Source organism: Sorangium sp. So ce302, assembly GCF_051530145.1.
Lineage (GTDB): Bacteria > Myxococcota_A > Polyangia > Polyangiales > Polyangiaceae > Sorangium > Sorangium cellulosum_B.
In genome coordinates this window covers 7,735,653-7,751,239 of the sequence record NZ_CP150326.1, presented here as the reverse complement: position 1 = coordinate 7,751,239, position 15,587 = coordinate 7,735,653, and the positions used below count along the sequence as shown (strand labels likewise).

8 protein-coding genes are annotated in these 15,587 nt (G+C 71.1%); 1 reads left to right on the top strand and 7 read right to left on the bottom strand.

The features are described from left to right. Positions 1-60 precede the first annotated feature (60 nt). Positions 61-3,657 (bottom strand): Kelch repeat-containing protein, encoded by a 3,597-nt coding sequence (locus tag WME73_RS29245; RefSeq protein WP_437911662.1) that lies wholly within the window; start codon positions 3,655-3,657, stop codon positions 61-63. Between the two features lie 48 nt (positions 3,658-3,705). After that, positions 3,706-7,293 (bottom strand): kelch repeat-containing protein, encoded by a 3,588-nt coding sequence (locus WME73_RS29240; RefSeq protein ID WP_437911661.1) that lies wholly within the window; start codon positions 7,291-7,293, stop codon positions 3,706-3,708. A 285-nt stretch (positions 7,294-7,578) separates the two neighbouring features. Here WME73_RS29240 and WME73_RS29235 point away from each other — a divergent pair, with 285 nt between their 5' ends. Then, positions 7,579-8,136: a hypothetical protein gene (locus WME73_RS29235; RefSeq protein ID WP_437739676.1), complete on the top strand. Its 558-nt coding sequence runs from the start codon at positions 7,579-7,581 to the stop codon at positions 8,134-8,136. Positions 8,137-8,305: 169 nt separating this feature from the next. On the opposite strand, the gene WME73_RS29230 is transcribed toward WME73_RS29235, so the two are convergent. The 5 genes from WME73_RS29230 to WME73_RS29210 form a co-directional block, all read right to left on the bottom strand. Further along, positions 8,306-9,115: a mechanosensitive ion channel family protein gene (locus WME73_RS29230; protein WP_437739675.1), complete on the bottom strand. Its 810-nt coding sequence runs from the start codon at positions 9,113-9,115 to the stop codon at positions 8,306-8,308. 23 nt (positions 9,116-9,138) lie between these two features. After that, positions 9,139-11,601, bottom strand: coding sequence for an AAA family ATPase (locus WME73_RS29225; protein ID WP_437911660.1), 2,463 nt, complete (start codon positions 11,599-11,601; stop codon positions 9,139-9,141). A gap of 16 nt (positions 11,602-11,617) precedes the next feature. After that, the gene (locus tag WME73_RS29220; RefSeq protein WP_437739673.1) at positions 11,618-12,871 is read right to left on the bottom strand and encodes a 1-acyl-sn-glycerol-3-phosphate acyltransferase; all 1,254 of its coding nucleotides are present in this window, start codon (positions 12,869-12,871) and stop codon (positions 11,618-11,620) included. Between the two features lie 48 nt (positions 12,872-12,919). Then, on the bottom strand, positions 12,920-14,149 hold the full coding sequence (locus tag WME73_RS29215; protein ID WP_437911658.1) for an esterase/lipase family protein: 1,230 nt from the start codon (positions 14,147-14,149) through the stop codon (positions 12,920-12,922). Between the two features lie 125 nt (positions 14,150-14,274). Beyond that, complete coding sequence (locus WME73_RS29210) at positions 14,275-15,222, bottom strand: AraC family transcriptional regulator (protein ID WP_437911657.1); 948 nt, start codon at positions 15,220-15,222, stop codon at positions 14,275-14,277. Positions 15,223-15,587: the final 365 nt, after the last annotated feature.

Sequence of the window (15,587 nt, the reverse complement as noted above, 5' to 3'; positions counted from 1 at the left end):
AAATGATCCGCGGGAGTGGGGACGAGCCACGGTGCGATTTGCGCACGTGCTCTCGAGAGCTCAGGTGGCGCGGCGGGGCCTCACGAGGCGCCGGCGCAGCCGCGTGGCGGCGAGCGCCCCGAGGGCGAGCAGCCAGGCCGGTGTCTCCTGAGGGCCATTCGCCGTGCGGCAGCCGCCGCCCCCTCCTGCGCTCGGGAGATCACCTCCGCCGCCGCTGGTCTGCGTGCCCGTCGCGCTCGCGCCGGTGGTCGTGGGGTCATCGTTGCCAGCGCCGGTCGTGGTGGATGTGGCGCCTCCTTGCTGGTTCGTGTCACCGCCTTGGCCGCCTGTGGCTGTGCCGCCAGCGCCACCTTCGCCGCCAGCGCTCCCGTCGCCCCCGCCGCTGGTTCCGCCGCCTGGGTTGCCACCGGTGCCACTGCCAACGTCGCCGCCGCCGGCGCCTGGATTGCCACCCACGCCACTGCTGCCATCGCCGCCGCCGCCGTCCGGATGACCACCGACGCCGCCGCCTGGATTGCCACCGACGCCGGCGCTGGCGTCGCCGCCGATGCCGCTGCTGGCGCTGCCACCGATACCACTGCTGGCATCGCCGCCGCCGCCGTCCGGATGACCACCGACACCGCTGCTGGCGCTACCGCCGATGCCACTGCTGGTGTCGCCGCTGCTGCTGGCGTCGCCGCCGCTGCTGGCGTCGCCGCCGCTGCCGCTGGTGTCGCCGCCGCCGCCGCCGCTGCCGCTGCCGGCGTCGCCGCCTCCGCCGTGGCCGCCCGCGGCCGTGCCGCCTGCGCCGCCGCTGCCGCTCACGGCCCCGCCGCCTTCGCCCGTGGTGGCGCCGCCGGCGCCGCCGCTGCCGCCCCCCGCGCCAGCGCTCTCGCTCCCGCCTCCGCCCGGCACGCAGGCGCCGCTCTGGCACATCCCGGGCGACGCCGGCTGCGCTGGGACATAGAGCCACGCATTGTCGAGACGTTGATACGTCGTACCGCCGCCGGCGATCAGGATACGGCCGTCGTGGAGCCGCTCCACCACGGCGCTCTGAGCCCTCACGTCCAGCGCCGGCGCGAGCGTCCAGGTGTCGCTCGCTGAGTCGTAGATCTCGGCCGTGAAGGCACCGTCCGTGGCTCTGGATGCGGACGGGAGGCCCGTCACCAGGACCCTGCCGTCGGGGAGGAGCGCCGCGCTGGGGGAGTGCCGTGGCTCGACCGTCGCTCCCGTCGAGGTCCAGGTGTCGCTCGCCGGATCGTAGATCTCGGCCATCTCCATGTTGCTTCTGCTGCTCCCTCCTCGTCCCCCGACGACGAGCACCCGGCCGTCCAGAAGCAGCGTTGCCGCGTGCTGTTGGCGGCTCCAGTTCATCGAGGCGACGCGCGTCCACGTGTTGGTCGCCGCGTCGTAGATCTCCGCGCTCACCCTCGGGGAGTCCTCGTCTCCGCCCGCGACGAGGACCCTGCCGTCCTGCAGCAACGTCGCCGTGGCGAGGCCTCGCGGGACGTTCATGGGCGCCGCCAGGGTCCACGTGTCCGTGACGGAGTCGTAGATCTCGACCTTTTCTGCGCCGGCGTCGACGTTGTTGTCGCCGCCGGCGACGAGCACCCGGCCGTCCGCGAGCGGCGTGACCGTCGCGCGGGCGATAAGGCGCGGCCCGGTGCTGGTCGCGGCCGGCGTCCACACCCCCGTCTCAGGGTCGAATCGCATCGTCGGCGAGGGGCGCCGGAGCGGGCGATCGGGGAGCCCCAGGGCCGTCCCGTCAGGAAGCGATACGAGCCTCGACGGCAGCTTCAGCCCGTCCAGCTTCTCGGGGGGCTGCCACGAACCCGTGCTCGGGTCGTAGCGGAGCCAGAAATTGCCCGCCTGCGGCGGATTGCCTGTCTCGCCGACGCCGATCATGAGCAGCGTTCCATCCTGGAGCAGCGTGGCCGCAGGCAGGTTGAGGAGGACGCCCATCCGCCCCGTCGCCTCCCAACCCTCGGCGGAACCGGCGAAGTCGCAGGGCGTACCGTCCGGCTTCGCGGACGCGGGCGCCGCGCAACCCGCCGCGGGGTCGCACACCGGCGCTTCATGACAGTCGTCGACGGGCAGGCACACCGCGAGGCTCGACCCAACGCAGGCCCCGCCCACGCAAGCGCTCGCCGCGGAGCACACGTCGCCGTCGCTGCACGGGGTCCCGTCCGGCGCGGCCGCGCCGCCGACGCACGCGCCCGCCTCGCAAACACCCCCGATGACGCACGCGTCCGTGTCGTCGCAGGCGACGCCGGTGAGCGGGGTGCAGACGCCATCCTGCGACGCGCCCGAGGCCGCCGCGCAGGCGTCGCAAGACCCGGCGCAGGGCGCGTCGCAGCAGACCGAATCCGCGCAGGAGCCGCTCCCGCAGTCGCTGTCCGTCTCGCAGGCCGCGCCGAGCGGCGAGCGCTCGCGGAAGAGCACGGCCGATGCCGTCGCGGTCGTGGCGTCGACGTAGCCGCCGGCGATCAGCACGCTGCCGTCGTTGAGCCGCGTCGAGGAATGGCGGGCGCGCGCCAGGGTGGCGGGCGGCTCCAGATCGAGGCTCGACCAGGAGAGGGTCGCCTCGTCGAAGATCGCCCGGGTCGCGTGGAAGGGAAGGATGAGGTCTCTCGTCCCCTGCGCAAAACAGGGCTCCACACCTCCCGTGAGCAGCACCTTTCCGCTCGGGAGCAGCGATGTACGCATTCCCCGGATGCCGGAGCCGCCCGCAGCGCACGGCGTCGAGGTCGGAGCATACGACCCGGAGGTCGGCGCCCATCGATCGTCCTGCGGGAAATAGACCTGTGAGAAGGCAGGATCAGCCGTGCCCGGACCGGCGGAGATGCCTCCCAGGACCAGGACCCCGCCACCCGGGAGCGTCGTCGCGCTGGGGGCCTCGTGCTGGGTCGTCGGCCTCACGGCCCCGTTCTCCCAGGTCCAGATCCCGGTCTCCAGATCATAGAGGCTGCAGCCGGCTCCGGTCACCATGACCCGGCCGTCCTGGAGCAGCGTTGCGCTCACGGGACTGGGCCCGTACGTCGTGTACCGGTCCACGGATTTGCAGAACGGCAATTCCGCCCAGCCGCGCGACTCCGGGTCGTAGATGGCCGAATTCATGTAATAGCGCAGCTCGGCCACGCCGTCCATGTTGCGATCCGCAAAGTCCCAGCCCAGGCCGACGAGCACCGGCCTGCCGCCGGCGAGCATCATCGAGGGCGCGGGGTGGGGTATCGACAGCGGCCCTGCGGGCGCCCAGGTGTCGGTCATCGGGTCGTAGATCTCGGCCGAAGGCAGGGACGTTCCCAGCGCCGCTGCGTTCCTCGTCCTGCCACCGGCCACGAGGACATGGCCGTCTGGCAGCAGGATGGCCGCGTGTCCGCTGCGGGCCTGGAGGAGCGGCGCCGCGGGCGACCACGTCCTGGCCGCCGGGTCGTAGATCTCGACTGCCTTGAGGCTCATCGCCTCTCTCGTCGTCAGCGGCGGTTCGTCCAGCTCCGGGTATCCACCCGCGACGAGCACCCTGCCGTCCTGGAGCACCGTGGCCGTATGCTCGCCCCGCGGGGTGATCATCGACGGCACGCTCTCCCAGGACGGCGCGCTGGCCGCCGACGCGACGCCCGCGCACAGTGTCACGAACCCGCAGGCAGCGGCGCTCCCGAGCCTTCCGATCGATCTCATGTCCCGATGGCCTCCGCTGCCTTCTGTTGCGCGCGGTGGCGCGAAGATTCAGGGCGTGCGGGTCGCGCTCCTGGAGCGGAACGGCGGGCGGCGTGGACTCGGAGGATGTCTTTTCCCCTTCAGGGTCCGGCGCCGCGACCAGCAGAGCAGGCCGAGGGCGCCGAGCCACGCGGAGCTGGCCGCCGTGCCCGCCGGCGTCGGGTCGCCGTTCGTGCTGCACCCGCTGCTGCTGCGGTCGGGGCTGTCAACGTCGGCGCCGGAAGAGGAGGCGCTGCCAGCGCCGGCGATCCCGGCGTCGCCTGAGCTGCCAGCGCCGGAGGAAGAGCTCGCGCCGGAGGAAGAGCTCGCAGCGGTAGCGCTGGACGAGCCTCCGCCTCCGCCGCCGGCACTGGCGGACGAAGCGGATGTGCTCGAAGCGGCGTCGCCGCCGGCGCCGCCAGCGCCCGAGGAGGAGGTGGCCGAGCCAGCTGCGTCGCCGCCGGCGCCGCCAGCGCCCGAGGAGGAGGTGGCTGAGCCAGCGCCGTCGTCGCCGCCAGCGCCCCCGTCGCCCCCGCCGCTTGGATCGCCACCGATGCCACTGCCAACGTCGCCGCCGCCGGCGCCTGGATTGCCACCCACGCCACTGCTGGCATCGCCGCCGCCGCCGTCCGGATGACCGCCGACACCGCTGCTGGCGCTACCGCCGATACCACCGCTGGTGTCGCCGCCGCTGCTGGCGTCGCCGCCGCTGCCGTGGCCGCCCGCGGCCGTGGCGCCTGCACCGCCGCTGCCGCTCACGGCCCCGCCGCCTTCGCCCGTGGTGCTGCCGCCGGCGCCGTCGCTGCCGCCCCCCGCGCCAGCGCTCTCGCCCCCGCCTCCGTCCGGCACGCAGGCGCCGCTCTGGCACATCCCGGGCGACGCCGGCTGCGCTGTGACATAGAGCCACGCATTGTCGAGACGTTGATACGTCGTACCGCCGCCGGCGATCAGGATACGGCCGTCGTGGAGCCGCTCCATCACGGGGCTCTGAAGCCTCACGTCCAGCGCCGGCGCGAGCGTCCAGGTATCGCTCGCTGGGTCGTAGAGCTCGGCGGCGAAGGCACCGTCGTTGGCTCCGGAGGGGGACGGGAGGCCCATCACCAGGACCCTGCCATCGGGGAGGAGCGCCGCGCTGGGGGAGTTCCTTGGCTCGACCATCTCTCCGGTCGAGGTCCACGTGTCGCTCGCCGGATCGTAGATCTCGCCCGCCTTCATGTCGTCGCCGCCGCTTCCTCGTCCCCCGAGGACGAGCACCCGGCCGTCCAGGAGCAGCGTCGCCTCGTGTGAGCTGCGACTCCAGCGCATCGAGGCGACGCGTGTCCACGTGTTGGTCGCCGCGTCGTAGATCTCCGCGCTCATCCTCTGGGACTGCCTGTCACCGCCGGTGACGAGGACCCTGCCGTCCTGCAGCAACGTTGCTTTGGCGCGGCTTCGCGGAACGTTCATGGGCGCTGCCAGGGTCCACGTGTCCGTGACGGAGTCGTAGATCTCGACCTTTTCTCCGCCGCCGTCGACGTTGCCGTCGCCGCTGGTGACGAGCACCCGGCCGTCCGCAAGCGGCGTGACCGTCGCGGTGTTCATCTGACGCGACACGATGGTGGGCGCGGCCGGCGCCCAGACGCCCGTCGCAGGGTCGAATCGCACCGTCTGCGCGGGGCGCTGAAGCACGCTGTTGGCGATCCCCAGGACCGTCCCGTCCGGAAGCGATACGAGCCTCGTCGGGCGCCTCGACACGTTCATCTTTTCGGGGGGCTGCCACGAGCCCGTGCTCGGGTCGTAGCGGAGCCAGACATCGTTCCACCGCAGCGGATTGCCTGTCTGGCCGTACCCGATCATGAGGAGCGTCCCATCCTGGAGCAGCGTGGCCACAGGCCCGTTGAGGAGGACGCCCACCCGCCCCGTCGCCTGCCAGCCCTCTGCGGAACCGGCGAAGTCGCAGGGCGCACCGTCCGGCTTCGCGGACGCGGGCGCCGCGCACCCCGCCGCGGGGTCGCACACCGGCGCTTCATGACAGTCGTCGACGGGCAGGCACACCGCGAGGCTCGACCCCACGCAGGCCCCGCCCATGCAAGCGCTCGCCGCGGAGCACACGTCGCCGTCGCTGCATGGGGTCCCGTCCGGCGCGGCCGCGCCGCCGACGCACGCGCCCGCCTCGCAAAGACCCCCGACGACGCACGCGTCCGTGTCGTCGCAGGTGATGCCGGTGAGCGGGGTGCAGACGCCGTCCTGCGATGCGCCCGAGGCCGTCGCGCAGGCGTCGCAGGGGCCGGCGCAGGCCGCGTCGCAGCAGACCGAATCCGCGCAGGAGCCGCTCCCGCAGTCGCTGTCCGTCTCGCAGGCCTCGCCGAGCGGCGAGCGCTCGCGGAAGAGCACGGCAGACGCCGTGGCGGTCGTGGCGTCGACGTAGCCGCCGGCGATCAGCACGCTGCCGTCGTTGAGCCGCGTCGAGGAATGGTAGGCGCGCGCCATGGTCACGGGCGGCGCCAGGTCGAGGCTCGACCAGGAGAGGGCCGCCTCATCGAAGAGCGCCTGGGTCCCATAGAAGGGAAAGACGGACGCTGACGAGCCCGCGGGCCTGCAGGGCTCCACGCCTCCGGTCAACAGCACCTTTCCGCTCGGGAGCACCGAGGTGCGCATCCCCTGGATACCCGAGGAGTTCCCCCCGCATGGGCTCGATGCCGGAGCGTACGGTCCGGGGGTCGGCTCCCAGCGGTCGTCCTGCGGCAGGTAGAGCTGCGAGAAGGCGTGAATCTCCGGGTCCGGGCCGGCGGGGAAGGTGCCTCCGACGACGAGGACCCCGCCGCCCGGGAGCGTCGTCGCGCCGGGATACGCATATTCGGTCGTCGGCTTCACGGCCCCCTGCTCCCAGGTCCAGAGCTGGGTCTCCAGGTCATAGAGGCTGCAGCCGCCTCCGGCCACCATCACGCGGCCGTCGTGGAGCAGGGTCGCGCTCACAGGCTGGGGCCTGTAAGGCAGCCTCACCCACCGGTCCACGGCGTCGCAGTGCGGAAGGTCCGTCCAGCCGCGCGACCCCGGGTCGTAGATGGCTGCGTTCTGGTAATAGTGCAGCACGAACTGGCCATCGAACTCGTCGTAGACGTCTTGCCAGGCCAGCCCGACGAGCAACGGCCTGCCGCCGGCGAGCATCATCGAGGGCGCGGGGTGGGCTATCGACAACGACCCCGCGGGCGTCCAGGTGTCGGTCATCGGGTCGTAGATCTCGGCCGAAGACAGGGAGGTCCCCTGCGCCTGTGCGTTCATCATCCTGCCGCCGGCCACGAGGACATGGCCGTCTGGCAGAAGGATGGCCGCGTGTCCGCTGCGGGCCTGGAGGAGCGGCGCCGCGAGCGACCATGTCCCGGTCGCCGGGTCGTAGATCTCGACCGCCTTGAGGCTCATCGCCTCTCTCGTCGTGTAGGGCGGTCCGTCCAGCTCCGGGTATCCACCCACGACGAGCACCCTGCCGTCCTTGAGCACCGTGGCCGTGTGCTCGCCCCGCGGGGTGATCATCGGCGGCACGCTCTCCCAGGACGGCGCGCTGGCTGCCGACGCGACGCCCGCGCACAGCATGACGAACCCGCAGGCCGCGGCGCTCCCGAGCCTTCCGATCGATCGCATTCCTGATGTCCTCCGCTGCCTTCTGTTGCTCGCGGTGGCGCGAAGATTCAGGGCGTCGAGGACGCGCTCCTGGAGCGGAAGGGCGGGCGGCGAGCCAGCACCGTCGCCGCCAGCGCCCGAGGAGGTGGAACCGCCGCCGCCGCCGTGACACGACCCGACGTCGCCAGGCACGCCGCCCGATGTGCCGTCGATACGGCAGCAAACGGCTCACCCTGGCGCAATCTCATCGTCTCACGCTTGGAAATCCGCGATTTGCACTGGCACATCCATTGCTGAGGGGGCGGCATGAAGACCTTTATCCGATGGCTCATTCCCCTCGCGCTCCTTCCTGTGTTCGCTTGCTCCGACGCGGTCGAGCAGCCTTCCGGCGGCGGTTCGGGGGGCGGCACGCCCGACGAGACCCTGTCCTCCAGCGTATCGAGCGGCGCCGGCGGCACGCCCGAGGACACCACGTCGTCCAGCGCCTCGACCGGTGGCGACACCCCCGTCGAGTGTGATTTCTCAGGAGGGGGCGCTCCGCCGGGAGCGCGCTGCGCAGTCGAGGGCCAGCTTTGCGACTACGCCTGCTCCCCCTGCAGCGTCACCTGCACCGACGGCGTGTGGGTCGAGCACTGCACCGCGTGTCCCAGTCTAGAGCCTGAGAACGGAACGGACTGCAGTGCCTATTACAGCGTGGGGCCGTGCAGTTATAAGCGCGCGTGTGGCACAGTGAGTGCCACTTGCGACGGACCGACCGGGTTGTGGGTGGTCAGCTGCAGTGACCAGAGCGACGGGAGCGGCGGGGGCAATGAAGGCGGCGGGGGCGCCGGCGGCGGCGAGGACACCGAAGGCGGCTGTGGCTAGTTCCGCGTGTCAGACTGGCCCGGTTCAGCGACCGATCGTCGCGTGCATCGCCGTCGGCTCCGCCTGCGTGGCAGCGAGAGCGCTGAGCGTGGTCGGCGGCGTGCGGCGTACAAGCGGCCCGCGGGGGCCGCATTCGCCTCCAGCGCTCGTCGCGGCGCCGGTTCCCTCCTCACCCGGGCTCGCCGGGGAGGACGATGTGCTTCTCGCGGAACGCCGCGAGCACCCGCTCTGTCAGGGTGGTCGCGTACTCCGCCTCGTACTTCACGTCGAGCACGTAGGCCTTGGCGACCAGGCGCACCGTGGCGACCTCGCTCAGGATCTGGCTCGTGACCACGCACCATGGCTTGCCGAGGAACACGTAGCGGTTGCTGGTGATGCACTCCTCGACGATGCGCCTGGCGATCGCGATGTCCTGCGCGGAGCTGATGAAGAACTCCACCGGGATCAGCATGTCGAGCCGCCCGTGGTTGGCCGACGCGACCGCCTCGGTCAGGAACTTGTTGTTCGGTATCGTGACGACGTGGTTGTCGAGGGTGATGATGCGCACGGAGCGCAGACCCATCGACGTGACCTCGCCATAGAACGCGTCGAACTTGACCCGATCGCCGACCTGGAAGGGGCGATCGACGATGAGCGTCACGCCGGCGAGGACCGACGCAGCGAGATCCTTCAGCGCGAAGCCGATGGTGACCGCAACCGTCCCGGTCAGGGCCAGGATCACCTCCCGGGAGAGGTTGATCGAGGCGCCGATGGCGATCGCGATACCACCGATGTAAAGGAAGAACCGGAGGAGGGTCGCGATCTGGTTGAGCAGCAGCCGCCGGTGCGCGAAGCGGGTGCCGCTGCGCTCGAGCGCGGCCGTGATCAGCCGGACCGCGAACCACGTGATGCTGAGGATGACGAGGCCAGTGATGACGCCGCTGACCTGGATGGTCTCGATGAGCTTGGCACCGTCGGGCACGTCCACGTCCGAATCCACGGTGGTCGTCCTTTCTCACGGTCTCACGGCTGAATCAGGTGCTTCCGCACGAGATAGTTGCTGACGGCGCGCTGCCATCGGGTCGTGACGCGGTGCCGGCCGCGCAGATCGTCGATGATGCCGAGCTCGACCATCTTCGCCAGCGCGTCCTGGCACGGGAGCGCGTCGACGCCGAGCGAGCGCGCCGCCTCGTCGGTCGTGAGGCTATCGTGCCAGACCACGCTCGCGAGCACGAAGCGCTCCACCTCGCTGAGCGACTCCAGCTCGTCCTCGTCCGGCGTGCGGAAGAGGCGGACGCGGAGGCGCCGCTCGCCGTGCGCGTCGTCGACCAGCAGCGATCGCTGCCAGAAGTGGAGCGCGACCCGCGGACAACCCTTCGCGTAGTCCCAGAGCAGCCGCGCGAAATCGCGCTCGGTCCTGAGCTCGCGCTGCACGCGATCCGTGGACTCGTCGTCGTCCATCACGAGGTCCTCGTACGAGACGCTGTAGCCGCTCGCCCGGGTGCGGGCGGTGAGGAGCTCGGCGAGCCGCTGCTCGGACCAGGGCGCGAGGTGCACGATCGTCCGGAAGACCGTGGCTCCGCCGCGCGCGAAGACGAGGTAGCGGTAGGGGTGCTCGGCGATCGCGCACAGCCAGAAGATGCTGGGCGCCGAGCGCTCGACGATCTCCAGGAACGCCTCCCAGGCGCCCCACGCCTCCAGCCCGCGGAGGAACAGGTGCTCCAGGTCGTCGAGGACGAGCAGCCGGCGCGGCTCGAGGCGGAGCCACGCGGTGAACGCCTCGACGCCGGTGCGCGCCTCGGGGGGCGCGTCGAGCGCATTCCCGAGCGTGGCGATGACGTCGGCGGCGGTGAGCTGCCGCCTGTCGAGCGCGACGCGGACGACCGGGACCGGCGCCTCGCGCTCGGCCGCCACGAGCCACGTCGTCTTCCCCGAGCCGGCGCCGCCGACCAGCAGCAGCGAGCCGATGCGGCGGCTGTCCTTCCACGCGGCGAGCGATGCCTTGAAGCGATCGAGGCCGGCGTAGTGATCGAGCCCTGTCGTCGGATCCAGGAGAGGCTCTTCGGACAGGTGCGCTAGCACATCCTGCGGGAGCTCCCGGGCGAGGCCGTCCGGGTGCGCGGAGTCGGTGCGGCGCTCGAGGCGCTTGCGGAAGATGAACGCGAGGACCCGGTGCGTCAGGTCGAAGCCGAGCAAGACGCGGCGGCCGGCGCGGCCCATCCTCGCGAGCACGAGGGCCAGGAGCGCCACGACGGCGACGAAGAAGCCATACCACCGGACGCGCGTCTTCCGTACCGCGCTGGCGAGCGTTCCCTCGTCGTGCCGGCGGAGGTACGCGTCGCTGATGTCGTCGCGCCACCAGCGGATCAGGACCCAGCCGAGGAGGAGCGCCCCGAGCGAGGCGGCGCGGAGGGCGGTGTTGTAGAGGTAGCCCCTCCCGGTCGCCGCCTCGACGGCGCCGACGAGGAGGCCGACCGCCAGCGCGAACCGCCCGACCGCCCGGAGCGACCGGAGGACCTTGCCGCTGGTCGCCTCGCCGATCGGCGCTCCGAGGTCGCTCGGTCTCCGCGCGATCCAGCCGTGCATGGCCGCCAGCGCGAGGCGGTAGAGCGCGTACCAGAGCAATATCCCGTAGGCGAGCTCGACCTCCCGGACGGCGGCGGCGTCCGGCCCGAGCGCCCGGTGTACCCCCCAGATCGTGGCGAGCAGGAGGAGCGAGCCGGAGAACATCGCGAGGATCGAGCGCGCGCTCTCGAGGATGCGCTGCGCGCGCGCCCTGCGGACCACGCGCAGGATCACGGGCCAGGCGGCGTCCATCCAGCGGCGCCTTCGCCGGGTCACGATCACGGCGAGCGCGATCACCGCGACGACGAGGGCGGCGCGGTACGCGAGCGCGGCGACGACGAACGGGTCGCTGAGCGCCGCGCGGCTCTCCTCGACGGCGCTGTCGCGGTGGAGCCGGTACCACCGCGCCCGCGCGCCGATGCGAAAGAGCTCCGCGCGGAGCTGATCGACGCCGGCGCGGCCCGGGCCGAGCGCCTCCTCGCGCATGCCGTCGGGCAGCCGCGACAGGAGCAGCACCCGCGCGGCATCGAGCTGCTCCTCATCCTCGAGCGCGCAGGTGAGCCGCTCGACGCCGGGCGGCGTGGCCGCCTCGCGGAAGTCCGCCTCGATGTCCGGCTGCAGCGCGCGCAGCTCGCCCATCACCTGCCCGAGCTGCGCGCCGGCCTCCGCGCTCTTGTGCGGGCTCAGCCGCGCCGCGACGACGAGCTGCTCGACCCGCCCCCGCCGCGCGCCGGCGGCAGCGTCTCGGCACGGCGCGCCCCCGTCCGCCGCCGCGGCAGCCGCCGCGTCAGGCGTGACGGCGGCCGCCGGGATGCCGCCCGGCGGATAGCCCAGGGCCACCGCGAGGAGCGCGGCCGCAGCGGCGCCCCGCGCCCTGCGCGTGATCCCTTCGCGCTCGCGCGCCAGCGTGGGAAAGACCATATCGAGACCGCTCGGCTTATCGGATCTCCGCGAGGCGCCCCGTGTGCTGCGACCGCCAGCGATAAAACGTGCTCGCCGAGATGCCGAGCTCATCACACATGTTGTGCACGCTCTTGCCCTTGCTCGCCTGCGCGAGGATCTCGTGGATCTCGCGCTCGGTGAACCGCGGCCTCCGCGCCGCTCGGGTCGCGGTCGTCCGAGGCGACACGGCGACGGCATTGCGCTCCGAGCGCCGCTGCATCTCGCGGAGGAGGTCCACGTCGTGCCGCACATCCTGGGCGAGCTGGGAGGCGACCTTCACGAGGTCCGAGGGGGCGGCGCTCTGCGCCTCGCCCCTGCCGGAGAGCCCCAGCAGGCGCGTGCCCGCCCCGACGAGCCAGCGAGACAGCTCGTCGATGTGCCCTTCGATCCATGAGAGAGCCTTCATGACGGCGCCCTTCACCACCTCGAGCGGGGGGCGCTCCTGGGTCATTCGTTCGGCTTCCAGGCGGGCGAGCGCGCTCACGATCGCCTGCTCGACCTGGGCCGCACACGCGGCGATGTGGCTCTCGCTCTCCGGGCCCGCGCCCTGCGGCGCCCACACCATCGGCTCCAGGAGCTCGATGAGGATCTTGGAAGGCCACGGGATGTAGGGCGGGATGAACGGCCCGAGCGTCAGGCCCCAGGGGATGCTCAGCATGAGGGGCCACGCGTTGATGCCGAGCTTGCTCTTGGCCCCGATCGCGTCCGCCAGCCAGGGCAGATCGTCGAGGATCATGGCCGTCGAATGGCTGCCGACGGACACCACAGGCACGATCGGCACGCCGTATTTCATGGCCAGCCGGATATGAGAGGTGCGCCCGTTGAAGCGAAGGCGCGTCCTCTCCCGGTGCGGGCGCATGAGCTCCACCTCGGCGCCCGGATACAAGAGCAGCGGGTGCCCACGCTCCAGCACGCGCGCCGCGCATTGCCCGGACGCGCGGACGCAGCCGTACTTGGTGAAGATCTGGTTCAACAGCGGCAGCCTGATCGTCAGCTTGTGCGCGAGCACGTACGGAAACCGGCTTATCCCGTATTCATTGAAGAGCGCGGCCGTGAACAGCCAGAAGTCGGACATGTACGGATAGCCGTTGTGATTGCCGACGTAGATGAGCCCGTCCTGGCGGGGGATCCGCGAGAGCCCGCGGACCTCGGTCCGATGATAAGGCGCTATCGTGCTGTCGAGGATGCTCGTCATCCTCTTGATGAACCGGGGATCGCGGTTCTCGAGGGAATCGGGATCGTTCAGCATGGCGGCTCCAGGGCCGAAGGACCCCTCGGGGCCCACCTCAAGAAGATGTCAGCTGGCGGTGGAGATGAGCCTCGACTTCGACTTCCCGTTCTTGAGCGGCGAGGTCTTGCTCGCGCGCGCCGGCGCTCCGAGGGGGGGCGCCGCCCGCCGCTTCACCGGAATGTTGCCCGCGATCTCGCGGGCGACCAGGGACCACACGCGACGGAACTGCTCCTCGTCGAAACCCGCGCCGCACGGGAGCCAGTCGGCGTGGCGATCACCGCCCGAGTACGGAAAGTGCCCGACGACGTCGAGGTGGTCGCCGAGCACGATGTCCAGCACCTTTCCATAAGCCTGGCTCTGGCACGGGACCACGCCGTCGTTCGATGTCTTCGTGATCTCGATGGGGGCGGAGTGCTCGTTGAGGTTGAGCGTCTCGATGTCCAGCGCAGTGCAGGGGTATTGTCTGGGGACCGCCGAGGTGACGCGGTACAGGGCCCAGAACGCGAAGATGGAGACGGCCCGCACCGGCGAGAAGAAATCGGCCGGACGGAACGGGAACGAGCTCGGCGGCGGCGCCACGCAGATGATCGAGCTGTAGTGCGTCTCCGGGCGGTCCGCGACGGCGGCGTTGAACAGGTGCATGGCCTCCATCGTGAGCTGGATGGACGCACCCTGATCATTCGAGAGCTCGCTCAGGAATTTGAACATCAGATCATCGGCGTTCTTGCCGGTCCGCTTCAGCATCTTGTGGACGATGGTGTCGAGGAACGTATCGGTCCGGCCCGTCCAGTCGTCGGCGCGCGCCACCAGCTCGATGACGCGCGCCAGCGCCCGGAAGCCCTTCCTGCCATGGGGCTTGCCGAGGAGCCCGAGCATCTCGAACGCCCTCCGGAACGGCAGGCTCCCGAGCAGGTACGCTATCGGGCTCCCGTAATGGGGCGTCGACATCGTGACGATGGAGCTGATGCGCCGGCCAATCCGCTCCTCGAGGCGACCCGGCACGAGCCTCGCGCCCGGCGTCGCGAGGAGCCGCGCGTCGAGCCCACCGGTCGAGTGGCCGACGATGTGGATGCTCTCGGCCTGTTCCCCGCCGTGCGCCGCGATGAACTCGAGCGCTTGCTGCGCCCTGCGAGCGATGGATCCGGTCGGGATCGTGGGGCACTCGTGGACTTCAATCCTGTCGTGGCCGAGCTCCCCCAGGAGCTCCACGAGCATCTTCGGCACACGCCTGAAATAGGCGAGCTCGCCGAACGACTGAAAACCCATGAAGCCTGGCAGAAGATAGATCTGGGTCATCGTGTTCCTGCTGTGATCAGGCCCGAGTGCCGAACTCCGGATACCCGCGTTCTTGTAATGCTGCAATCGTCATCACAGACGCGGCGCATCATCGTTGCGCTTTTCGATCAGCTTGCGTTTTTTGATCAGCGCGCGCCGCCGCGTCGTCGTCCGGTCGGCCGGCGGCGCGAGAGCGTCTCGGATGGGCTCTCGCGGAAGTGCTTCCTGTAGTCGACGCTGAACCGCCCCGCGCTGCGGAAGCCCATCGCGCCGGCGACGTCGCCCACGGTCGTCTCGGGCAGGGCGGCGAGGAGCATCTGTCGCGCAAGCTCGAGCCGCCGGATCTTCAGGAACCCCATCGGCGTGACGCCGCGCGCCGCGCGGAACGCCGCCTGGAGCGAGCGGGCCGGCGCCCCCGCGGCGGCGACGACGTCCGCCAGCGTGACCGCTTCGCCCGCGTGCATGGCGATGTACTCCTCGGCCCGACGCACGACCGCCGGAGCGACACGCGGGGGCGCGAGCTCGAGCAGATGGGAGCCCGCGTGGCGAGGGATGGTCACGAGCGCGGTGAGCAGCACATCGCAGAACTGGGAGCGAACGAAGGGCGAGAGCGCCGGGCGCTCGAGCTCCTCCCGGAGCAAGCGCACGATCCCCTGGAGCGTCGCGCCGCCGCCGCCGGTGAGATCCAGGTCGGGCTCGAACAGGATCGCCTCGGGCGGCGCGTGGCCCGTGAGCATGGCGAAGTGCGCCTCGAGCGCAGATCGCAGGACGGTGAGGCTTCGCCCGCTTCCGCCCGCCGGTATCTGGATCTTCACGGGCCATTCTGGGACGAGCAGGATGGCCCGCTTGCCATGGGCCATCGAAAGGCGCTGGCGCCTGACCTCCACCTCGGTGTCGTGGCTGCCCTCCCCGGCGAGCCCCAGCACGTAACGGTCGTGCAGGGTGGCCGCGTCCATCCGACCGCCGAGGGTCCAGTCGGTCGTCACGAAGCTCACGGGACCGACCGTGGCGATACCGATCTCGCACTTGAAAGCGGTTCCTTTCAGGGGCCGAAGCGCCACTCCCGGGCAGAGGCGGGCGAGGACGGGGGACATCTCGTCGGGATCGGAGGTGCTGAGATGGATTCGCGAGACCGAGAGGGGCGGCGCCGCCGCGTGATCGGCCCCCCGAGCAGGCTCCGGATCGCGGTGGATCGTTGGTTGTTGGTCGAGACCCGGATTGAATTTGGTGCGAGTCATAGCCGCCGAATCTCGCGTGAAACGGCGCTCGACGACAATTGCGAAGCTCAGCCCCTCCGCCGTGCAGCGGGTGGTTTTCCCGGCACCCTTGACCGGGTAACATCAGGTCTCGCCATGCGAGGTGCACACATGGAACTGAGGATCCAGGACGTTTCGAGGACGTACCCGAACGGTGTGAAGGCGCTCTCTTCCGATCCGCCGAGATCGCTGCTCGAGCAATT